Source organism: Psychroflexus torquis ATCC 700755, from assembly GCF_000153485.2.
Taxonomy (GTDB): Bacteria; Bacteroidota; Bacteroidia; order Flavobacteriales; family Flavobacteriaceae; genus Psychroflexus; species Psychroflexus torquis.
The window spans coordinates 2,996,719-3,018,488 of the sequence record NC_018721.1 but is presented as its reverse complement, the minus strand read 5'-3'; the positions used below and the strand labels follow the sequence as shown (position 1 = coordinate 3,018,488).

Below are 21,770 nucleotides of genomic sequence, written 5' to 3'. Positions count from 1 at the left end.
CTGCCAGCACTATTCACCTATCTTTTCCTTATAGATCAAACGCAGGTTTTCGTCATCTTCGTATTCATAATTATTTTCAGGGATACTATTTATTTTCGAAAAATAGGTACTTTAATAATGATGCTCCCCTAGTAAAGAATCCTCGGGGCAAGCCCACGAGGCATTTAGAGGGCTTTTTTTTGATTGATGAAAACCATCCGTTTTCAAACTTTCCTCAAAACTCGAGGCAAGCCTCGGGGAATTAAACCCAATAGAAATTAAAGCATAACAAAAAAGAGAGCTTACAGATCCAGTTTATAAATCCAAAAGCCTAGATAAATATCGTCTAAAAATTAGTCAAAAAGAGTATTTTTTTTACTTCAGTTTTTTTGTTAGTAAGCGTTTTTTATAATGATAATAATTTTTTATAATCGTATTTTTCGTAATCCTTTGCGCTTTCTTTTTTTAATTTCATAAGCTCATTCTTCACTTGTACTCTATACCAATATTCAGGTTTGGTGTGAGAAAATGAACTGATTTTTAATACAATTTCTGGATTTAATTTTCTCTTTCCTGTCAAATATTTATGTAGATTACTATCCCTCATTCCAAAGTAGTTTGCCAAATCCAATTTTGTTATATCCAATGCTTTTAAATACATTTTCACAAAATCCAATATATCGAGCACTTCATTTTCTTCGATATCATCTCTTTCTATATAATCTTCCAATTTATATTGAATAGAAAGAAGTTTATTTTTGATTTTTCTTTCTTTAGATTGATTGTCAGAATGATTCTTGATAAACTCATTTACATTATTGAGTTTTTCATCATTCCAAATGTCTTTAGGCAAGATTTCTGTCTTTTTCATAACCTTTTATTTTAAAAATTCGTTTATCAATTTTTCACTTCCCTTTGGTAAAATAATCATTGTTGTAGAATTGTCAAGTCTTACCCCATTGTATTTTTGACTGTATAATTTCATTAATCGTAATTCATTTTCTTTTTTGTCTTCTAATACATCGAAGGCTAAATAACCTTCTTTGTCATTAATAAAACTTTGTCTGCAAGCAAAGGCAATTAGACAACCAGCAACTCTATCATATTTTTTCTCATTTCCTTTATTATGCGGGGCAACTTCCACAAACGCCATATAGACTTGAAATGGGGTTTTAGTATTTATGATTAAACATCCTTCAATTATTTCAGGTGTCTTATCTGTTTTGAGAATATAGGTTTCGTAATCTTTTCCTGTCGAGTGCTTACTGAAATTAAATCTCCACCCATCGTTTATAGATGGTAATTTTGCTTTATTTTTAGTAACCAAAGAGATTATGGATTTAGTCTCTAAATTGGTTTTAACTTCTAAAATTTTCATAGTCATTGCAATTCAAAGATACAAAAAATTGTACAATTTGTACAATTTTATTTTAAACGAACACCAACATCCATATAACCCCTATTCAAATCTTCAGTATGGGTATCTATCTATTATAGGAGGTTATTTATAATATTAACTAAACCAACACTTTTGAATACTTTATCTAAGGGACTTTTAATTAATAAAAAACCAATTCAGCTTAATTTATAAATTTGTTATTTAAGTTTTTATGCGTTTAACTTAAATAAGGGTATATTTTTTAAGTAAATAAGCAAGATGGAAAAATTTGTTGCGGGTAAATACATCACAAACAAGGCTACTATAAAAGCTTTCAACCCAATCCAATAAATCGAGATCGGGGCATCTCTAGCATGGAAGTCATAAGCTTATTGAGTAAAGCTGATAGACAGTTAGGGCGACTGGATATGTATTCTGAATATGTTAATATAGATTTGTTTATTCGCATGCACATCGCCAAAGAAGCAACACAGTCATCCAAAATAGAGGGCACACAAACCAATATGGAAGATGCTTTTTTAAGCAGAGAGGAGGTTTCTTTAGATAAAAGAGACGACTGGGAAGAAGTACAGAACTATATACAAGCCATGAACGAAGCGGTAAAATTGTTGTACACTTCACCATTTTCTTCTCGATTAATAAAACAAACGCATAAAATACTATTACAAGGCGTGCGCGGAGCAAACAAACTTCCTGGTGAATTTCGAATATCGCAAAACTGGATTGGTGGTGCTTCTATTAATGATGCTATGTTCATTCCTCCAGTACATACTTCCATTGGAGAAATCATGTCCGACCTCGAGCATTTTGCCAATAACGAATTAAATCATCTGCCAGATTTGCTTAAAATTGCCATCATTCATTATCAATTTGAAACCATTCATCCCTTTTTAGACGGAAATGGAAGAGTAGGAAGACTTTTGATTACGCTTTATCTGGTCAATAAAGGTATTCTTAAACAACCCATACTTTACCTTTCTGATTTCTTTGAGCGAAACAGACTGTTGTACTATGATAATTTGATGCGTGTGAGATCAAACAATGACATCAATCAATGGCTTAAGTTTTTCCTTACAGGCATCATTGAAACGGCTAAAAAAGGAGTAACTACTTTTGATGGTATTATGCAGCTACAAAAAACATTGGAGCTTAAAATTAAAGGTTTAGGAAACCGAAGTGGAGATGCGAAAAAAGTTATTGATTACTTGTATACACAGCCTGTTATAGAGGTAAGTCGAGTGGGGAAAATTATTCAAAAATCCAACGTCACAGCCTATAAGCTGCTTAATACTTTAGAAGAAATAGAAGTCTTAAAAGAAGTTTCAGGTGCACAACGAAACAAATTATATGTATTCAATGAATACATAAATCTTTTTAAAATTGATTAAATATATACCATACGCAAATCAGAACCTACCACATAAAACAATATCGTTCAGCTTTTTCAAAATGAATATGATAAAACGTATGTCTCGATTCTTGGGGTAGAATAATTGAATACTAACCAAAAAGATAACTTACAGATTCAATTTATAAATCCAAAAGCCTAGATAAATAGTGTCAAAAATTAATAAAGTAAAAGTGCTGTCTTTTACTTTATTAATTGTCAAGTAGCTATTTTATTATACCGTTACACGAAGAGCAATTAGACTCACCAATCAACTTGCCATTTTTATCAAACTCATATTTACAACATTCGTTAAATTTTTTCTTTAAAATATCTTTGGCTCTTTTAATTCTTGCTTTAACATTTTCAAGACTTATTTCTAGTTCTTTTGCACTGTCTTTTTGTTTTTGTCCTTTTATATAAATCAGTTCAATGACTTGTCTGTAGATTTCTGGCAAATCATTTATGAATTTATCAAAGCAGCATATATGTTGGTATTCTGGTAAAGAATTTTCTTTATTTATATCCAACTTCCCTACGTAAATAGATTCTTCATTAAAGTAATTAACTATTTCATTACGAGCAATTTGGAAAATCCAAGCTCTCGCTTTTTCTTCTTTTTCAAGCTTGAATAAATTTTTATGAATTTTCAAGAATGTATTTTGGAAAATATCATTTGTAGTGTCTTTATTTTTAACCTTTTTAAGGATAAAAAAATAGAGTTCTTCATTAAAATTATCCCAAATCGTTTGAGTTTCCATGCTATAAAAATAAATAAAGATTAGTTGTTACACTAACCTTTATTAGGTTTAGCAACAACTGCATTTGTTGCATTCACATTTAGTACAAGGACAATTGCTTTCCAAACAATTTCCACAATTACATTTGGTACAATCACAATTAGTGCATTTACAATTATTCATGATATTAAGTTTTAAAGTTCACCAAGGAGACTTATAAACACGATAAAGGATACATTTTATCTGAGTTATTTTTATCTACTTTATAACGGTTAAGTAAAAAAACATATTCCAAAAGGCATATTTCTCTAGTCTTTGCTAGCTTCTAACTTTTTTCTTTAAATAACTTGGTATGGGGTTAAAGCAATAAACACGGTAGTCTTGTGAGCTATTTGAAACATATTCAAAAGAAGATAAAAACTTTAGAAGACAACCTATAAGTATTAGTCAAACAAGAGCATCAAAACTTTACCACTGGTACAAAACGAAACGCCTTAACGCCAACACAAGTGCGACTGGCACACATCAAACCGTAAGTATTGACACAATTTGATTCGAAATACCTGACACGAAGACTCAGATATCACTGGCCTAAAACGAAATTAAGTGGCTATTAGATGGCTTTGACTATTTTACAAGTGGAAGTGAGTTATGAAATTATGTAGGTCTAGCATCTGTGATTAGAAAAAATGGAAGCAGGTTAAATGGACGTAGCTACATCGGTAAAATAGGAAATTAAAAACTGAGCAACCTACTCTTCTTATATGCCTTTAATGCTTATAAACTTGCATGCCGGCAGGCAGTTACTACAATGCTTGTAGGGATGTTTATGAGCGGATGGTAGCTAAAGGAAAAAACTTGTACTAATGGCGGACTAAAAAAAGCCGTTAAAACAAACATTTGCTATGGCAAAACAGGCCTGCCCTATGATGAAATATAGTTTCGGTTCTTGTGGTAAAATAATAGACTGATAAGCAAAAAAAAAGCTTAAAAATCTAGTTTATAAATCAAAAGGCCTAAATAAATAGTGTCAAAAATTAATTGAAAAAAAGTGCTGCTTTTTTTAACTCAGTTTTTTACTAGGCAATTTGTTTTTCAGTTTTTTCTTATAATATCATCTTCATTCAAATAAATTCCATCTTTTCCAGCAGAAATTAATTTATAATTTATAGAATCAATTAATTCGTATTTATATGGGTTTTTCCAACTGTCTGCTTTCCAACTTCCCCAAATAGGTTTTTGTCTGATAAATGATTCATAATTTTTTGGATAAACTTCGTAGTGATTTTTATAAAGACTTAATTCAGTTGAAATTTTATTCATCTCTGTTTTAGTTCTGTCTTCGTTAAGATATTCATTCGTAAAAAACTCTGCTCCTTTAAAAAGTCCAACCGCTAAAAGAGTAAGAGTTAATGGAAATAAAATAATTACAATAAGTAAACTAAAAGCAAGATATCTGGTTGCGGATTTTTTCCCATCTCGTTCTTCAATTTTGTCATAAATATCAAAAATTGCCCAAATCATAGTAATTATATGGGGAAACCAAAAAGGAAGTAAATTCAAGAAATCTAAATTTAAGATAAGACAAGTGGAAACTATATGTGACAATAAAATAATTCCACCTTTTCTAAAATCTTTCAGAATAAACTGTCCAACTCCTGGCAAAAAGAAAGAAATGATAAAAGGAAGAAGATTTTTCATTTTTGATAATTTCGGTTTTAAATCGTGAATAACTTTAGAAATATAAAATAGATTACGAGCAATTCACTATCAAACCGAGATGAAGATGAAACGGGCTAAAACAGCTTCAATTAAACGCTTCTCCACTTTTTGCTATATTACGTATTGGCAATAGTTATTTCTCCTTCGTCTTATTGTATTTATCTAGAATAGTAAACATGTCATAGACATTATCAGGTGTTAGTTTCTGGGATTCCAATTCATCTACCAATTCCGCATTATCAGATATTAGTTCTTTCAAATAAGATGGAGTCAACCATTTTACCATGCCATTTGGTAATATCACGAAACTTGTCTTACAACAAACTCCTTTTTGTGATTCTCCTTCATTAATTATCCCCAGTTTCAATTGTTCTTCCTTTAATTTCGCTGGCTCTCCAATAAAATACGAATAGTATCCTATTCCTGAAATTTTATTGTACCCAATCAATTTAGAGTATGGATAGCTATTAATAAAAATAGAATCCTTTTCAAAAACTCCCCAGGCTTCTTTTGTCAAATAGTCAAGAGATGTGGAAGGTTTTACTTTCTCAATCCTATAATTTTTAATTCCACCTGACATAAATATATTTCCAGAAGTTCTTTGCTTGAATTGAAAATCAAACTTCTGTGAAGGTTCCATTTCTGTAAATTCGGTAAATGATTTAAACACATTTTGAGAATCTTGACCGAATAGTTGAATTGTAAGAATTAGGCTTAAAGTCAGAATAGTAATCTTTTTCATTATTTTTCTATTTTATATTTCAATCCTATTTTATTTATAGCTTGAATCCAGCTAGTGTGGGATGCTTTTTTTTAAATTATTGCTAACATCTCTATAAACCCTATACAAATCTTCAGTATGGGGTATATATCTATTAAAGGTGCATTTTTATTTTCAACTAAACTAACACTTTTGTATGCTTTATCCAAGTGGCTTTTTTTGGTTTAATGCCATTTTTTTTTCAATACTAACGACAGCCTGAACAGAACAAAGTTTGACGCCTAATCTACTTCTTCCAAATTAAATTTGAATAAGCTTAAGTGGTAATGAACTACACAATAAAGAAACAAGTACTGGTCTTACCCAGAAAAACCATCCCAAAAATCAACTAATTTCCAAAGAATCATCGACAGACAATCAGTTCAGTCGACCCCGATTGATCTGGGCATTCATGTTGAGTTATCGAAAATAAAGCACAAGCTGAACCGACCATATGAATCTTTAGTTATTGGCGGTAGTTTCTATTTTTATTTCTTTTCCATTCCAATGAATTTCTAATTCCTTTCTTTCGGCTTCAAGTTGTTTGAAAAAAGTAATTTCAAAATTTTCAGTTTTTTCATTCCAATTTGTTTTTAAAAAGTCCTCTTTCATTGCAAATTCATCGCCAATTCTTATATCCAAAATTTCACTTTCAAAAATGACTTCATTACTCTTATCTAAAAATAAAAGAAAGTAATATTCAGGATAACCCATGTGATATAAATAATCATAACCAGTATTTTGTCCAACAATTAAAACTTTCTGATTTAATTGTTTAATGTCTTCAATATCTTGTGAATCGTGAATGTCATAATCGGTATAATATGATTTTCCATTTATTGTGATTTTATTCCAGACATTGAATGAAGTACTCCAAGGTTTTGAATAATCTCGATAGATTTCTTTAAAAAAAGTTGAGTCAATTTTCACTTGAGTTGTTCTCTCAATTTTTCCAATAGGTTTCATTATCTCAACATTATGACTATCAAAAAGTACTACAGAACTTTTGCTGATTTTGATAAAGTCAAAATCTTTGTTGATTTCTATAGATTTTGAATTATTATCAATAATTGGCAATTTCAAATCTAAATATGTTTTTAAAGTACTTTTTTGGGAGTAAGTTCCCTCTATGATGTTTTTATGACTTCTGTAGTCATTATAAAAAGCATGGTTTTGACCATAATTTTCTAATGAGAATAAAATTATTAATAAAATTAAAATCTTTTTCATAATTGTAAGTAAAGTAGTTTGTATTGTCGGTTATATGGATAAGTAAACAAATATTGACAAGAGAGAATTCCGAAGAAATTTTACAGATAAGTACTTGCCAAATCAATTATAAACCATGCTGTAACTAGTTTTTAATAGTTGAGAATTTTTTTTACAATCCCATTTTCAAAATATTCAATTGACTCTCCGCTTAACTCTCCATTTTTGTAATTCCACTCAATTTTCTTTTTCCCGCTTTTATAATATTCAGTAGATATTCCTGCTGGAATTCCATTCTTATATTCAAAGTCAGTCCATTTTTCTCCAGTAGGATAATATGCGATTCCGCTGATTAGAATGTCATTTTCGAATTCCCAGATCGTTTCTTTTTCTCCAGTTTCATAATATCTGATTGCCGTTCCGTCTCTTGTTCCGTTTTTAAAAGTGTATTCTTGAAGGAGTTTACCACTTTTAAAATAGGATTTTCCTTCAATAATTTGTCCCTTCTCATAATTCCATTTAGAGTAAGTTCCGTTTTTGTGATATTCTTCTGAAATTCCATTCAATTGGTTGTTTTTGTAGTTCCAATTAACTTTTAAATCTCCATTTTCATAGAATTCTTTTGTAATTCCGTTTAGTTGACTTACACTAGTTCCATTTTCTTTAATTTCCTTGGTTGTAGAACAAGAAAAAAGGATTGTTAATGATAGTAAAAATAGTATTCTTGATTTCATTTTGTCAAATTGTTTACATCATCCGTATTACCCCTATTTAAATCTTCAGTATAAGATATGTGTCTATTAAAGGTTTTGTTTTTACTGTCAACTAAACTAACACTTTTGTATACTTTATCCAAGAGACTTTTAATTCACCACTAAAATTGCTGCATTTAAGATTATAATGCGACGATTGTTTGCCAACACTATTGGCTTATTCTTTTTCATTATAAATCAAACGCGGGTTTTGATCATCTTCATGTTAATAATTATTTTCAAAAATAACGAGTAGAATTAAGGCACTCCCCTATTTGGAAAGCAGTTTGAAACATATTCAAAAGGAGATAAAAACCTTAAAAAACATCCTATTAATAATTATCAAACAAGAGCATCAAAACCTTACCACTGTTACAAAACCATACGCTTTAACGCCAACACAAGAGCAACTGGCACAGATCAAACCGTAAGTATTAGCTTTGATCCGAAATGTCAGGCACAAAGACTCCGATATCACTGGCCTAAAACGAACTGAAGTATCCAACAGATGGCTTTAACCGTTTTACAACTGGAAATGAGTTATGAAGGTCTAGGGGACCTGTTATTAGAGAAAGAAAAAACAGTGTAAATGGACGTAGCCGCATCAGTATAATAAGAAATCAAAACCTACAAAATTTATTATTCATATGTAGGTTTAACACCAGTAAATATCTAAAAGCTTGTAGAGCTTTAAGTACGTTTTATACCAAAGGAAAAAACTTGTACTAATGGCGGACTAAAATAAGCCGTTAAAACAAACATTTGCTATAGTAAAACAGCCCTGCCCAATGATAAAACATAGTTTCAGTTCTTGTGGTTAAGTAATTGAATGATAAGCAAAAAAAACTTACAGATCCAGTTTATACATCTGCAAGCCTAGATAAATAGTGTCAAAAAATAATGAAGAAAAGTATTATTATTTGCTTCAGTTCTTTGATGGCTATCGTTTTTCTGCCATAATATGTTTTTGAATTGCTATTATTTTTCTTTCAATGTCAGAATAATATTTTAAAATGAAAATTCTATTCGTTTGAATTTTCCATAAATACAGCAGTAAAATTTTCTTTCTATCCTCCGAGATTTTAATTGGCAGATCAATTCCAGTAATGTTCCCATTTTCATTGAACTTAAAATTTGGTGCAAAATCATTATTGATTTCTTTAAAATAACTTTCTTGGAATTGCATTTCTGAATATTCTTCTTCTAATTTTCTCAAAGTATTAAAGTCATATTCATAAAGAGAAATTATTTTAAGACGCAAACTATCATTTTTTATCAACTCCAATCCTTGCGATTTCAAAGTTTCGTAACCAGCTACATTTTGTATAGAAACAAAATCTCTTGTCAAATTTAAATAATGGTACATTAAAGAATCGCTGTTAATTTCTTTATCAAGCAATAAGTCTCTGAAATATACACAAGCTGAAATTCCATATTTGTGTCCACCTATATTATGGTTAATATCCTCAATGTCTTTCTCTAGTCCATTTGCTATTTCTATTAAAATTTTATTTCCAGAATTATCGTCTCGTCTATCTTCATTCCAGCTGTTTAGTGCAAAAGCAGAAATTACAGCAATAAAAATTGATAGAAATTCAAACCCACGCTTTTTCCAATTTTTTACTTTAAATTTTTTCACGAATGTTTATTTTAAATGATAGCTAACAACCGCATAACCCCTATTTGAATCTTCAGTATAGAATATATTTCTATTTAGGGAGCTGTTTTTTATATTTTCAACTAAACTAACACTTTTGTATAATTTATCCAAGAGGCTTTTTTTTTGGTTTAATGCCACTTTTTTTGCACTATTAGCAACAGCCTGACCAGAACAAAGTTTGATGCCTAGTCTACTTCTACCAAATTAAATTTGAATAAGCTTAAGTGGTCATGAACTACACAATAAAGAAACAAGTACTCGTCTTATACCAAATTATATTTATAATGCCGTATGAATAAATTGAATTATGCTACGACGTTGCTCAGCACAGGTTTTTTGATTGATTGAAATCAAAAATAACTAGCATAGCCTTAGCTACGGTAATTATTTTTGATGAAAAGCAGGCGAAAAAAGCCTGTGCCGAATTCGTATCGGTAAAACGATTTATTGCGACATTATTGGTTTAATTTGGTATTACCCAGATAAACCATCCCGAAAACCCACTAATCCCCAAAGAATAATCGACAGACAATCGGTTCAGTCGACCCCGATTGATCTGGGCATTCATGTTGAGTTACTAAAAATTTGGCACAAGCTCTACCGACCACATGAATCTTTAGTTATTGGCGGTAGTTTTTATTTTTTAGGCAGATATAGTTTCATATTACCAATTTCCAATTCGTCTAAATGCCCCATCTTATCTTCATCCTTAGTTATTAAATGCATATGGACAAATGAGTCGTGATGTGTAAAAACTCCTTGATGCTCTGTTGAGAAAAATCCAACTATTTCAGACTCTTCTTCGGTCAAATTATAATTAACTTGTCCCTGATGTGCATCGTCTGGTGAAGAGACCTTGGTTCCTTCTGGTAAGTTTTGAGAATGAATAATAGCTGTTGAAACTTCTCCTTTTAATTTAAAAACAAATGGTCGCTTGCGTTTCGTCGTTTTTTCGTCGATAAATTTTTCCAAATCTTGGACTGATATAATATTTGATGGTAATTCAAATTCGTTCCATTCACCTACATTGGCATATACAAAGAAAGGTGCAGATATGTCAAAACTTTTCTCAACTGTCATTGTAGAATCAGAAGTTACTTTCGATATGTAACTCTGTCCGTCGTTTATTAGTAATTCACCCGCCAAATAGCTTACAGGTCCAATTCCATAGAGTCCATTCTTGTTCAAAATGGCGTCTAATTCAATTTTACTCCCTAATTCACCTTTCCACATTACGCTTTTCATTGCTCCAACAATTTTTATATCAGAGTATTCTCCTTTTGAATTAGATTCTTTTTTAGTCGAGTTGCAACTTATTATTCCGATCGTTAGTAGTACAAGTAGTAATTTTCTCAATTTTATTCTATTTTAGATTAGTATAGGCAAAATTAACGCCAATATCATTATAAACCCTATTCAAATATTCAGCATAGGATAAATCTATTAAAGGCATTGTTTTATTTTCAACTAAACTAACACTTTTGTATACTTTACCCAAGGGACTTTTATTTAGCCACCAAAAATGCTGCATTCAAGATTCTAATGCAACGACTATTTGCCAACACATAGTTCCACCGTTGTTTTTTTGCAATGTCACCGTACGTTTTTTCTATTCAGCTTTTTTGAATTCAGATGTTTTTTACAACACTAGTTTTCGCCCACATATCCCCTAGTCTTTGGTTTTTCTCAGAGTTCTTAATCGTTAAAATTCCAATTAGACCAAAGAGAAACATATCAATCGGAGCAAGTAAATGTCTTTTGAAAGATTGCCCAAATGACAGGTTTTTATTCGATCCCTTAAAAGTTGAATTTGAGGTTTTTTGAATGGAATCGGTTTTAAATCAAAAAGTGAATTCCCAAGCGTTTTGCCCATTAATTGTTCAATTCCAATTGTCATTATCGCCCAAAATAAAATCGGGACTAGGCTTGGAATTCCATTCACACTATAACCACCTGATTCATTCGGTTCTCTAAAAGCATAAATGTAAATAAATAGAAATCCATAAATAAATGTATAATCTACTAAACCTGCAATTATTCTTTTTCCGATCAAAGGTTATGTTTTAGATTTAGTCATTCGTTATTCAGTTATAGACTTTTCTTGTTATTTATTTTTAAGTTAGTTTCATAATTAAATGTAATGTATGGTAATGAGTTTGTTAATGAAAAGTAGGGCTTGGCGGAGCCGTGCGGCTTGAAGCGGCGAATGCGAACAATATCTTCTTTCCTCCAAATAACTGAGTCGTCTGCGAACCCACCCGAACGTACCCCGCCAGAATGACTTGTCGGGCTGGCTTTCTGTACCTACCCGACAATTCATTCTGGCGGGCGGGCAGCAAGGAAAGCGAGTTCAGATTATTCAGAATTAAAGAAAGTTAATTATTTGTACGAAACTTAATGCAAGTTAAAATATAGCCGTATTTTTAATATGCTTTGTTAGCTACAGGCAGTGCCTTTCAAATAAGTTTCTGGTGTCATTATAGCCAGTTTACTTTTTTTAAAGTCTTTTATGTTTCTGGTTAATATAATCTGAGCTCTTCCATTTTCAATTGTGGAGAAATTTTGCAATGCATCTTCGAAATCTTTAAAATCAGAATTGAGAGCATTTAGAACAACATTTTTATCCATTTCTAGGATGTCAATAATTGTCAACAGCTGCTTAATCTTTTCAACTATAATTTCGTGTTTTCCAATTTTTCGAAGTAAATAATAGACATTTGAGATTATAACAGGCGTTGCAAACCCATTTAATTTTTTTTCCTCACAGAGATTAAGAACTTGAGTAGCAAAGTCAGAAAATGGTTTGCGATCAAAGAAAAAATCCAATATGACATCAGTATCAATTAAAACATTATCCATTTATAAATATTTTTCTTCTAACCTATTGTTAAGTTCTTTTTTGTAATCTAATTTTTTAGACGTTTTAAAAGATCCTTTTAGAGATTTCACAACTGGATTAAGCATTTTCTCTTTTTGTATGTGTTCTTCCTTGGTTAATATTTTTAGATAGTTTTCAATTAAATCAGAGAGGCTACGATTTTTTTCTTTCGCATATTTTTTTGCTCTTTCAATGATTTCCCTTTCTATTGTTAATGTTAATTTAGTATTCATAACGAATTATTTTCACGGAGGTAGTAAAATAAATAAAATACATGTTTAATAATAATATTTCACACGTACTGTTTTACTTATGGCTAACATTAAGTAAATGGTTTTGTGGCGGTTTTGAAACACAAATCTTTCAACTCACACCAATGTTTATTTATTGTTAAATCACTCATATTTAGCACTTCACTTGCCATAAACTATATGTATCATGGTGCTGTCTTACTTTTATTTTTTCTCTAATTTTGAAAAATTATTCCATTATTATAATACCATTTTGCCAACTTGCCATATACATCAGACACATTATTTCCTTTAAATTCTTTTTTTTCTTCCATAAATTCACCTATAAAAGTCTCGTATATTTCACTTTTAAGTCTAAGAATAACGGGATTAGTTTTTCTATCGTAAATAGTCAATTTACCAGAATACATCACCCATTCTTTTGATTGCAAATGTTTACCTATAACTTCTTGATTTGCTTGATATATTAATTTCGATTTTGGCATTTTCAATCTCTTTTTATCATTTCAGTTTGTTTAATATAAAATAAATAATATGATAACATATTCGGTATAAAATAAGATGACCAAATAGCAAGTGCCACAAAAAACTCAGTCATAATTCCAACAACTTCAAACTGAACATTGCCAAATATTGATGCAAAGGTCATAGGTAAACTAAAAAGAATTGAAAAACTAAGTATGCTAATTATACATATCTTTTTTATTAATGATTTATTCAATTCATTCCTTTTTCTATATCTACGAAATATTGGTTCAAGAATAATTATTTGAAAAATCAATGCTCCAACGAATAAAATTGGAAAGAAGAAATAATACAAAATTCTATCTCCAATCATTGGTCCATCCATTTCTTTCGGAAAAACATTATCAACTAGTGTAATTATAAAAAACAAAATCAAAAATGATATTTCTCCAATCACAGGTGATATTAAAATTGCAAATATGTTTTTTCTTTTATCCATTTATTTCATTGAGTTGCAACTGTCTGTTAGGATGCAGCACAACGGTTACTGGTCGAGTAGACAAGGGGAATTTCACCCCAAGCCTCTCGCAGAACACTTCGGCAGGTCTGCCTGCCAAGGCACGACAGACAGGCTCAGTACACCACCGTGCTTGAAAGTCTCCCCTCACACAGCCTGCCCCGTTTTTGTCTGGGGCTCTTCTAATTTAATTTACGAAAATAAGCTCTTCCTTTTGCAAGTTGGCAAATTGTAAATAAAAATTAGCCCATCCCTTTGCTCCAGTTCCATTACACTCCCAGCAGCTATCTGGATCAACACTACTACGAATGAGTCCGCCTCTGCTTTCAACTTCTCCCGATTCCTATCGGGACTATCTCTCGCTTGTTTCGATTGAATATTTCCCTTTGACTTGTAGCGAATCCTAATGCGGTAGCCTTACACAAGTCTATTATCCATAAGCAGATTCCCAAGTTCCGTAACTAGTGACTGGTTGGAAATAGACAGATTTTATAAAATGAATTATTTTTGATGAGATTTGTTTTTGTATTTTATGAGGTGATGCCATAGCATCAGGCGATTAAAATTAAAGACAAAAATCGCAAAAAAAAACATTTTTGATTTTGCTGTATTTCCAACCAGACACTAGCCAAGCCCAAGTAAAGTTCCCCGAAAAAAACGGGGCAGGCTTTGCCACCTGAATGATCCCGATAGATATCGGGACTTTACAGAAAATAAATAGGTTATCTCTGTAAGTAATGTTATTGCTAACATTACTTTTCACTCCGTATGCCTCACGCCAGCTGGCTCGTTCGCTAAAAATGCCCTCAGAACATTTTATTAACGCTTCGTCCTCTAGCTTTTGACTGGAGGTTCATACTTCTCTGCCTGCCCCATTTTTCGCGGACACCTCTTCAATGGTTCACTTTAGCCTGCCTGCCAGCATAGGCAGGTTCAACTCCTTTATTCCTAACTGCTAATCCCTAGGACTAGATTCTACTAAACGCTCAATACCAAGACTATTAATCAAAGCAACTTTAGATGGTTTAGAGCTATCGCCTGTACAATGACTCTGATGGGTCTACCATCATCTTAACTAGTGACTGGTTGGAAATAGACAGATTTTATAAAATGAATTATTTTTGATGAGATTTGTTTTTTATTTTATGAGGTGATGCATTAGCATCAGGCGATTAAAATTTAAGATGAAAATCGCAAAAAGAAACATTTTTAATTTTGCTGTATTTCCGACCAGACACTATACACAGCATTCAACCATTTTATTTATTGCCATGACTGATTCTTGGTACACTATGAAACGTAGCGTGTAAATAGACACTAACTTTTCGTATTATACACAAGCCGAATTTTTAAATTTTTCTTATTATCTTTTCTAATCAATAAGCCAAAATTAAAAATTTGGCGTCCTCGCAAATGTAGATTTACCTTTGGGTTAAGCGACAATTACCCTATTATTTTTATACGTTGTTATGCTTTCGGCTTTCTTTTGTGAGAGGTCTTAGTTTCGGCTCAGACTTCTTTCCGAGTTCAATTTTGCGCTTTTTTATATGTTCGCTTAATTCTTCTCTTTCTTTGTCGGTCAAAGGCGTACTTTTAATCAAAAAATCAACTCCTTTTGGTTCTGCTATATGTCCCATTTTATCTTGTTTTAAAATATTTAGTCATTAAAAATTTGGCTAGTTCTGTGTCGATTATCATTCGTTGGTTTTTAAAATGATATGCTCCCAAAGTTTCTTCATAATGTTTGATTAGTCGTGATTTAGCCGTAAATACTACAAATCCTTCGTACCCTTTTTGGAAAGAAGTTTTGCACGCATACGCTACTAAATTTCCCGCAACACCTTCATAAAGTTTTTCTTTCCCAATATTAAATGGTGCGCTTTCTAGCAAATCCATATAAATATGGTCGCTCTCAATTGTGACACTCAAAAGTCCTTGAATAATATCGGGATTGTTAACAATTGTCAATTTATAAATCTCTTTTTTCAGGTCGTTAAATTCGGTTTTCCAATCAAAATTCCATCCGTTTTTCTTGAGAATATTCTTCAAATCCGACTTTTTTAGGGTCGATATTTCTGTTTGAAAACTGTCGCCAGAAATTGTATTCAGAATTGAATCCGTCAGCCTATCAATTATAAATCCCTGCTCAATTTTTTTCATAGTATAAAGATACTATAAAATTCAATCACGATTTTTTTTCAAACTGAAGCACAACGGTTACTGGTCAAGTAGACAAGGGGAATTTCACCCCAAGCCTCTCACAGAAAACTTCGACAGGTCTTCCTGCCAAGGCGCGACAGGCAGGCTCAGTACACCGCCGTGCTTGAAAGTCTCCCCTCACACAGCCTGCCCCGTTTTTGTCGAGGGCTCTTCTAATTTAGTATACAAATATAAGCTCATCCTTTTTCAAGTTGGCAAATTGTAAATAAAAATTAGCCCATCCCTTTACTCCAGTTCCATTACACTCCCGAAGTTTCGGGATCAACACTACTACGAATGAGTCCGCCTCTGCTTTCAACTTCTCCCGATACCTATCGGGACTATCTCTCGCTTGTTTCGATTGAATATTTCCCTTTGACTTGTAGCGAATCCTAATGCGGTAGCCTTACACAAGTCTATCATCCATAAGCAGATTCCCAAGTTCCGTAACTAGTGACTGGTTGGAAATAGGCAGATTTTATAAAATGAATTATTTTTGATGAGATTTATTTTTGTATTTTATGAGGTGATGCCATAGCATCGGGCGATTAAAATTAAAGACAAAAATCGCAAAAAAAAAAACATTTTTGATTTTGCTGTATTTCCAACCAGACACTATTCACAGCATTCAACCATTTTATGTATTGCCATGGTTGATTCTTGGCACACTATGATTAGTGGCATTTTAAAGAGCCAAATTTTTCAGTTTATTATAGAACTTTATTGAAATAACTGAACTTCAAATTTAACATTATCTAGCCATTAACTATACAGATTTTTAGGCAACGTTTTTATTTTTCCGCTGTTTTTAATTCAGCCATTTTTTCGTCAGTCATCGTTGCTGTTTTAGACATTCCGTTTATAATTTCAAATGTCATAACCAAAGCAATTGATGGATCTAAAGCCATTTTAGTTTCAATCAGTATTTCGCAAATAGAGTTAATAGCTATTTGCAATGTCTTTTCGTTATTTTCTAGATTTATGTTTTTGTCAATGAATTTTCTCGTTTCATGTCCAACTTGTAAAGGCAAAAAGGATGGTTTGTTATCTTCTGGAATAGACAAATTCAGGCTTCCCCATTCCGTTTTTCCAATATTTTCCGCATATTTTTCAAAAATTCCGGTTAGAGAAGGGAAAGAACTAGTGTCATAGTGAGAATCAATTTTGCTTTTAATTTTCGAAAAAACACATTCTTTCGGCAATTCTTTCCAATTTTCGACAGCGATTTGTCCAACAAGTAATTCATTAATTTTCTCTGAAAAAACTGCCGAACCAGGTTCAAATTCGTGATCGTTTATTGAAAATTCATTCGTAAACACAATACATCTTTCGGCAATAATTGTTGAAATTAAACATATCGCATCTTCTACTCGAACTTCTTTTTCAGCTTGAATACTGTTATAAACAAAATTCACTAATTTTTTTGTCAGTTTCTCATCTGTAGGTTTTGATCTTAAAAAATCTAAAAATCCCATAGTTAACTACTTGAATTTAAGGTGTTTTTTTTAATGTTGCCTAACATCCTTATAAACCCTATTAAAATCTTCAATATAGGGTATATATCTATTTAGGTAGTTTTATTAATCTAAGTTAACACTTTCATACATTTTATCCAAGAGACTTTAAATTAACCACTACTAATGCTGCAATCAAGATTCTAATGCACCGAAGGTTTGCCAACACTCTCGTTTATCTTTTTCCTCATGCCAAATTAAATTTATAATGTCACATAAATAAATTGAATTATTTTTTGATTGATTGAAGTTAAAAATAATTAGCATAGCCTTAGCTACGGTAATTATTTTTAATAAAAAGTAGGCGAAAAAGAAACGATTTATTGGGACATTATAGGTTTAATTTGGTATTAAAGGGGAAACACAGGTTTTTGTCATCTTAATTTCCGTAATTATTTTTAGGGACACTATTTATTTTCAAAAATAATGAGAGGAATACAGGTACTCCCCTATTTAGAAAGCAGTTTAAAACAAGTTTAAAAGGAGATAAAAACCTTAGAAAACTAAATTATTAGTAGTAGTCAAACAAGAGTATTATAATGTTTTAACACGCTTAAAAACGATACCAGAGATCGGGAATAAAATAACTGTAATGTTGGTTGTCTTGACAGATGGCTTTGACCGTTTTACAAGTGGAAGTGAGTTATACAGGTCTAACACCAGTGATTAGAAAAAGCGGAAGCAGTGTAAAATGGACGTAGCTGTATCAGTAAAATAGGAAATCAAAAACTGCATGATTTAGTATTCATGTGTAGTTTTAACGCCTGTAAACCTACCAGCAGGCTGGTAAAACAAGGCTTGTAGGGATATTTGTGAGCAGAATGTAGCTAAATGAAAGAGCAAAAAGCAGTCTGTAATAAGTTATTAAAACAAGCCTTTGCTAGTGCTAAATCAGGTTTGATGTACAATGCTACCTATCGAGGTACTCTAGTGAAAAATTAATGAGTTTTTACTTGTTTTTTGCCACAGTACTTTGTTGTGCTTTCGTTTTTTTTTTAATTATTAGTTTTCATTTTTAGTGTGATTTCTCCAATATTGTAAGCATATATCGAAGCAGGAAGAAAAGTGAATTTCAAACCTTGTATTTCTTTCATTCCAATTTTATCAATTGAAGTGACAACAGCAGCTTCGAATTTATTTGCTTCACAAAATTTAATTAAACTTTTCAATTCTTGAGGTTTATCAAAATATCGGTTACTCCATTTAATTTCCACTCCCCAAACAGGTTTATAATTTTTATCATCTACTAAAACAAGATCTACCTCACCTTCATTTCTCCCGTCTTTCCATCTAGCATATGTTAAATCTAGTTGCTCTCGATGCATCCATTGTGAAAGAATTGCTGTTTCTACCATATTTCCCATTTCTTGGTCTGTTCCACTTATCGGGGAAAATAAAGCAGTGCGAAGTGATGGGTTGGTAAGATATACTTTGAAGCTTGTTATTCTTTTTAATCTTTTTGCATTGACTCCAACCTTATTTAATACCTTAATTAGGAATGCCGCTTCTAAATATTCTAGATATTTTTTTAATGTATCTTTTTGAATTCCACTCTCTCTAGACATTGTCTCATATGAGAATTCGTTTCCAGTATTATACGCTATGTATGTGAAAAACCTGTTTAACTCTTGAACATCTTTGATTCCATACAAGCTTGGCAAATCTCTAAGAAGAACTTTGTCTACAATATCGTTTTTCACATATCTACCCATATCGCCTTGTATTTTTTCAGATAATACAACCTCTGGGTATCCTCCAAAATTTAAATAATGGAGAAATTCTTTATTTAATACTTTTGAATCATGAGTTAAGCAATACTTTATATCCTTGTCTCCATATTGAATATCACCTTCAAAAATTAAATGGTCTAATTTTTTCAAATGGATATATTCTTGAAATGTTAATGGAGGTAACAAGAAGTCAGTAAATCTACCCGCTCCGCTTTCCGTACTGTGCCATTTCAAAGCTGCGGCTGCTGAGCCAGAAACAATGAATTTAGTTTCAGGGTATGAGTCAACTAATATTTTTAAATGTCTTTCCCAATCTTTCAAGTATTGTATTTCATCAAAAAAGACATAACAACCATTAAGGTTTTCAAGGTTTAAAGAATCTTTGCATAGAGTTAAAACGTCCTCTAAGCTTAAATTGACGTAAATAGGGTTGTCAATTCCGATAAAGAATAGTTTATGAGGATTTGTTCCTTCTTTCAGTAAGTTTTCAATGCAATGAAATAGCATTACTGTTTTACCAACCCTTCTAGGACCCATGAGAACTAAAGCTCTTTTAATGCTCCTTTCAAGGACGAATGGATAAAAGAGATCAAAATATAGTCTCTTGGACATTGAGCTATATGTGTTCGGTATCTCTTTGGTGATCCACCATGGATTTTCATATCGAAGACGTTCAATAATCTTTTCTGTCGGAATAAGGTTTAGCATTGCCATATTTTCATCTTAATATAGCAAATATACACAAATTAAATAGATTTAAAACTATCTATTTTTACAATAAGTGCGTCTATAGGGTGAATATTGAAGGTAGAGTCGATTAATTCGACAATCGAACTTGGATTCAATGAAGCACAACGTTTGGCTATGCGTAGTGCAGGATTTCAAAGTTCTGAACTTTCAAATTAGCACTTAGCTAAACCTTTGGTTTAGCTATTTTTATTAATTACTCCAAACTTTCAATTCACCACCAAAACCCGTATTACGTATAGGTTTTGTTAGCTACTTTTATTTTGATGAATTTTGCATGTGATTTTTCCTCATTGTTTTTTATAAATATCTTTTGCATTCACTCCTGCTTCTTTAGCAACCTGATTTAGGGAAGTATCAAATAACTTTTCAACATCATCAAAGAATATATTTTTTATTTCAAGTTTGTTCAATTTGATATTGTTTAACGGTTTTTTATTCAGTTTCAGATAACGGTCTTGTGTATAAAGTGTAGCGTGTAAAAAGACGCCAACTTTTTGAATTTAACACAAGCCGAATTTTTTATTTTTATGTTTATTTTTCTTTTCTAAATATAGCCAAATAAAAAAATTGGCGTACTTTATAAATGTACAAAACCTCTCGTAAAGCCTGTAATAGCTATGTTTTATACACGTTGTTACAAGCTGGCTTTATTCAATTATTGTAGTTATCTCAGAATTTGAGCCAACTACAGTATTAACGGTCAATTCATCATTTATTTTTACATTCAGTTCAATTGTAAAAGAGGCATTATTTTTAATTAAATGATTCTCTGAAATATCAAATTCTACAAATCCATTTCCGTTTCCATTTGCAATAACATTTGTTTGTTCAATTTCTGTGTTTAATTGTATTATCTCTTCCAAATCAAATAATGCAATATTATCCTTCACGCTTTTTAATTTGAATGTTTTTATAATATTAATTTTCACAGGATTTGCTCCATCTACAGGAATTGTCATAGGCATTTTGTGTTCAAAACTATCTCCAATTTTTAAAGGTTTTTTCGGAAAATCAATATCGGGTTTGACATTTTCTAATGTATATTTAATACTATTCTTTGTTTTCTCATTGAGTTGTTCGGATATTACTTCTTGAACGTTTAATGTATTCTCTTTATAATACCCATTTACAATAGTACCTGTAATCGGATTTTCAGTTTTACTACCATTTGCAATCTTAATTATTTTTCCATATTCTATAGTTGCAGCAAATTGTCCGTTTTCTTCAATTTTTTTAGTTGTTGTGATTCTAGTCATTTCAGTTGAAGATATTCCCTCAGAGGTTTTATCTTTTAGGTCAGTTCTTTCGGTTAAATACTTGGTTTTATTCGTTGATGACATATTCATTGAAAGAGTGTAAATCTTTTCTGGGTTTATTTTACTTTCAAATTCAAATGTTTCTTGTCCGCAACTTGTTAGAGAAATAAGTAATAAAATTATGAAGAAGTAGTTTTTTGTCATTTTTTTCAGCTTGCAGATAACGTGTTTGTGGTCGAGTAGACAAGGGGAATTTCACCCCAAGCCTCTCACAGAACACTTCGACAGGCTCAGTGCACCGCCGTGCTTGAAAGTCTCCCCTCACACGGCTCTTCTAATTTAGTATACAAATATAAGCTCTTCCTTTTGCAAGTTGGCAAATTGTAAATTAAAATTAGCTCATCCCTTTGCTCCAGTTTCATTACACTCCCGATCGCTCCTATGTTTGTATTACTATGAAAAATTAGCTTTGTAAATATAAGTGAAAGGGAATAAGAGTCAACCGATGGCTAGGTAATCTTCAAGATATATCGACCGATAGAAATGACCTTATTCCCTTATATTTCTTGGAGTCTGAACAGAATGTAAGGAGCCACTGAGTA

Annotated in this window: 22 protein-coding genes; 1 reads left to right on the top strand and 21 read right to left on the bottom strand. The window is 31.6% G+C overall.

All coding sequences use genetic code 11. The features are described 5' to 3' along the window. Nucleotides 1–385: 385 nt before the first annotated feature. Together P700755_RS12975 and P700755_RS12970 are read right to left on the bottom strand one after the other, a co-directional pair. On the bottom strand, nucleotides 386–850 hold the full coding sequence (locus tag P700755_RS12975) for a helix-turn-helix transcriptional regulator (RefSeq protein ID WP_015025109.1): 465 nt from the start codon (nucleotides 848–850) through the stop codon (nucleotides 386–388). 6 nt (nucleotides 851–856) lie between these two features. Continuing rightward, nucleotides 857–1,357 carry a hypothetical protein gene (locus P700755_RS12970; RefSeq protein ID WP_245535940.1) on the bottom strand — a complete coding sequence of 167 codons (501 nt, stop codon included), beginning with the start codon at nucleotides 1,355–1,357 and terminating at the stop codon, nucleotides 857–859. A 374-nt stretch (nucleotides 1,358–1,731) separates the two neighbouring features. Between P700755_RS12970 and P700755_RS12965 the strand changes: the two genes are divergently transcribed. Continuing rightward, the gene (locus P700755_RS12965) at nucleotides 1,732–2,766 is read left to right on the top strand and encodes a Fic family protein (protein WP_015025107.1); all 1,035 of its coding nucleotides are present in this window, start codon (nucleotides 1,732–1,734) and stop codon (nucleotides 2,764–2,766) included. 226 nt (nucleotides 2,767–2,992) lie between these two features. Here the strand turns inward: P700755_RS12965 and P700755_RS12960 are convergent, their stop codons facing one another. The 19 genes from P700755_RS12960 to P700755_RS12875 form a co-directional block, all read right to left on the bottom strand. Continuing rightward, nucleotides 2,993–3,526 (bottom strand): sigma-70 family RNA polymerase sigma factor, encoded by a 534-nt coding sequence (locus tag P700755_RS12960; protein WP_015025106.1) that lies wholly within the window; start codon nucleotides 3,524–3,526, stop codon nucleotides 2,993–2,995. Between the two features lie 1,074 nt (nucleotides 3,527–4,600). Continuing rightward, nucleotides 4,601–5,206 carry a hypothetical protein gene (locus P700755_RS12955; protein WP_015025104.1) on the bottom strand — a complete coding sequence of 202 codons (606 nt, stop codon included), beginning with the start codon at nucleotides 5,204–5,206 and terminating at the stop codon, nucleotides 4,601–4,603. A gap of 154 nt (nucleotides 5,207–5,360) precedes the next feature. Further along, nucleotides 5,361–5,969: a DUF6563 family protein gene (locus P700755_RS12950; protein ID WP_015025103.1), complete on the bottom strand. Its 609-nt coding sequence runs from the start codon at nucleotides 5,967–5,969 to the stop codon at nucleotides 5,361–5,363. A gap of 480 nt (nucleotides 5,970–6,449) precedes the next feature. After that, complete coding sequence (locus P700755_RS12945; RefSeq protein ID WP_015025102.1) at nucleotides 6,450–7,217, bottom strand: hypothetical protein; 768 nt, start codon at nucleotides 7,215–7,217, stop codon at nucleotides 6,450–6,452. 131 nt (nucleotides 7,218–7,348) lie between these two features. Beyond that, on the bottom strand, nucleotides 7,349–7,930 hold the full coding sequence (locus P700755_RS12940) for a toxin-antitoxin system YwqK family antitoxin (RefSeq protein ID WP_015025101.1): 582 nt from the start codon (nucleotides 7,928–7,930) through the stop codon (nucleotides 7,349–7,351). 958 nt (nucleotides 7,931–8,888) lie between these two features. Next, on the bottom strand, nucleotides 8,889–9,587 hold the full coding sequence (locus P700755_RS12935) for a hypothetical protein (RefSeq protein WP_015025100.1): 699 nt from the start codon (nucleotides 9,585–9,587) through the stop codon (nucleotides 8,889–8,891). Between the two features lie 657 nt (nucleotides 9,588–10,244). Beyond that, nucleotides 10,245–10,964: an acetolactate decarboxylase gene (locus tag P700755_RS12930; RefSeq protein ID WP_015025099.1), complete on the bottom strand. Its 720-nt coding sequence runs from the start codon at nucleotides 10,962–10,964 to the stop codon at nucleotides 10,245–10,247. Between the two features lie 272 nt (nucleotides 10,965–11,236). Then, nucleotides 11,237–11,341: an RDD family protein gene (locus P700755_RS21020; RefSeq protein WP_281013643.1), complete on the bottom strand. Its 105-nt coding sequence runs from the start codon at nucleotides 11,339–11,341 to the stop codon at nucleotides 11,237–11,239. Then, nucleotides 11,323–11,661: an RDD family protein gene (locus tag P700755_RS12925; RefSeq protein WP_015025097.1), complete on the bottom strand. Its 339-nt coding sequence runs from the start codon at nucleotides 11,659–11,661 to the stop codon at nucleotides 11,323–11,325. The genes P700755_RS21020 and P700755_RS12925 overlap by 19 nt, the downstream gene beginning before the upstream one ends. A 383-nt stretch (nucleotides 11,662–12,044) precedes the next feature. After that, on the bottom strand, nucleotides 12,045–12,467 hold the full coding sequence (locus P700755_RS12920; protein ID WP_015025096.1) for a type II toxin-antitoxin system VapC family toxin: 423 nt from the start codon (nucleotides 12,465–12,467) through the stop codon (nucleotides 12,045–12,047). Further along, nucleotides 12,468–12,719 (bottom strand): DUF6364 family protein, encoded by a 252-nt coding sequence (locus tag P700755_RS12915; RefSeq protein WP_015025095.1) that lies wholly within the window; start codon nucleotides 12,717–12,719, stop codon nucleotides 12,468–12,470. Nucleotides 12,720–12,952: 233 nt separating this feature from the next. Beyond that, nucleotides 12,953–13,222, bottom strand: coding sequence for a hypothetical protein (locus tag P700755_RS12910; protein WP_015025094.1), 270 nt, complete (start codon nucleotides 13,220–13,222; stop codon nucleotides 12,953–12,955). Between the two features lie 2 nt (nucleotides 13,223–13,224). Further along, nucleotides 13,225–13,701, bottom strand: a complete 477-nt coding sequence (locus P700755_RS12905) for a hypothetical protein (protein WP_015025093.1) — start codon at nucleotides 13,699–13,701, stop codon at nucleotides 13,225–13,227. Nucleotides 13,702–15,176: 1,475 nt separating this feature from the next. Next, nucleotides 15,177–15,356, bottom strand: a complete 180-nt coding sequence (locus P700755_RS12900) for a hypothetical protein (RefSeq protein ID WP_015025092.1) — start codon at nucleotides 15,354–15,356, stop codon at nucleotides 15,177–15,179. Nucleotide 15,357: 1 nt separating this feature from the next. Then, on the bottom strand, nucleotides 15,358–15,879 hold the full coding sequence (locus P700755_RS12895; RefSeq protein WP_015025091.1) for a hypothetical protein: 522 nt from the start codon (nucleotides 15,877–15,879) through the stop codon (nucleotides 15,358–15,360). Between the two features lie 830 nt (nucleotides 15,880–16,709). Next, nucleotides 16,710–17,393: a hypothetical protein gene (locus P700755_RS12890; protein ID WP_015025090.1), complete on the bottom strand. Its 684-nt coding sequence runs from the start codon at nucleotides 17,391–17,393 to the stop codon at nucleotides 16,710–16,712. Nucleotides 17,394–18,427: 1,034 nt separating this feature from the next. Next, a complete protein-coding gene (locus P700755_RS12880; RefSeq protein ID WP_157609299.1) occupies nucleotides 18,428–19,870 on the bottom strand; it encodes an ATP-binding protein in 1,443 nt (480 codons plus the stop codon). 329 nt (nucleotides 19,871–20,199) lie between these two features. Further along, the gene (locus P700755_RS21015; protein WP_015025088.1) at nucleotides 20,200–20,322 is read right to left on the bottom strand and encodes a hypothetical protein; all 123 of its coding nucleotides are present in this window, start codon (nucleotides 20,320–20,322) and stop codon (nucleotides 20,200–20,202) included. Between the two features lie 237 nt (nucleotides 20,323–20,559). Further along, nucleotides 20,560–21,372, bottom strand: a complete 813-nt coding sequence (locus P700755_RS12875) for a hypothetical protein (protein WP_015025087.1) — start codon at nucleotides 21,370–21,372, stop codon at nucleotides 20,560–20,562. Nucleotides 21,373–21,770: the final 398 nt, after the last annotated feature.

Bases quoted from the DNA above. Each gene is read 5' to 3' on its own strand.
- P700755_RS12975 (WP_015025109.1), bottom strand. From the start codon at position 850: ATGAAAAAGACAGAAATCTTGCCTAAAGACATTTGGAATGATGAAAAA.
- P700755_RS12970 (WP_245535940.1), bottom strand. From the start codon at position 1,357: ATGAAAATTTTAGAAGTTAAAACCAATTTAGAGACTAAATCCATAATC.
- P700755_RS12965 (WP_015025107.1), top strand. From the start codon at position 1,732: ATGGAAGTCATAAGCTTATTGAGTAAAGCTGATAGACAGTTAGGGCGA.
- P700755_RS12960 (WP_015025106.1), bottom strand. From the start codon at position 3,526: ATGGAAACTCAAACGATTTGGGATAATTTTAATGAAGAACTCTATTTT.
- P700755_RS12955 (WP_015025104.1), bottom strand. From the start codon at position 5,206: ATGAAAAATCTTCTTCCTTTTATCATTTCTTTCTTTTTGCCAGGAGTT.
- P700755_RS12950 (WP_015025103.1), bottom strand. From the start codon at position 5,969: ATGAAAAAGATTACTATTCTGACTTTAAGCCTAATTCTTACAATTCAA.
- P700755_RS12945 (WP_015025102.1), bottom strand. From the start codon at position 7,217: ATGAAAAAGATTTTAATTTTATTAATAATTTTATTCTCATTAGAAAAT.
- P700755_RS12940 (WP_015025101.1), bottom strand. From the start codon at position 7,930: ATGAAATCAAGAATACTATTTTTACTATCATTAACAATCCTTTTTTCT.
- P700755_RS21020 (WP_281013643.1), bottom strand. From the start codon at position 11,341: ATGTTTCTCTTTGGTCTAATTGGAATTTTAACGATTAAGAACTCTGAG.
- P700755_RS12920 (WP_015025096.1), bottom strand. From the start codon at position 12,467: ATGGATAATGTTTTAATTGATACTGATGTCATATTGGATTTTTTCTTT.
- P700755_RS12915 (WP_015025095.1), bottom strand. From the start codon at position 12,719: ATGAATACTAAATTAACATTAACAATAGAAAGGGAAATCATTGAAAGA.
- P700755_RS12910 (WP_015025094.1), bottom strand. From the start codon at position 13,222: ATGCCAAAATCGAAATTAATATATCAAGCAAATCAAGAAGTTATAGGT.
- P700755_RS12905 (WP_015025093.1), bottom strand. From the start codon at position 13,701: ATGGATAAAAGAAAAAACATATTTGCAATTTTAATATCACCTGTGATT.
- P700755_RS12900 (WP_015025092.1), bottom strand. From the start codon at position 15,356: ATGGGACATATAGCAGAACCAAAAGGAGTTGATTTTTTGATTAAAAGT.
- P700755_RS12895 (WP_015025091.1), bottom strand. From the start codon at position 15,879: ATGAAAAAAATTGAGCAGGGATTTATAATTGATAGGCTGACGGATTCA.
- P700755_RS12890 (WP_015025090.1), bottom strand. From the start codon at position 17,393: ATGGGATTTTTAGATTTTTTAAGATCAAAACCTACAGATGAGAAACTG.
- P700755_RS12880 (WP_157609299.1), bottom strand. From the start codon at position 19,870: ATGCTAAACCTTATTCCGACAGAAAAGATTATTGAACGTCTTCGATAT.
- P700755_RS12875 (WP_015025087.1), bottom strand. From the start codon at position 21,372: ATGACAAAAAACTACTTCTTCATAATTTTATTACTTATTTCTCTAACA.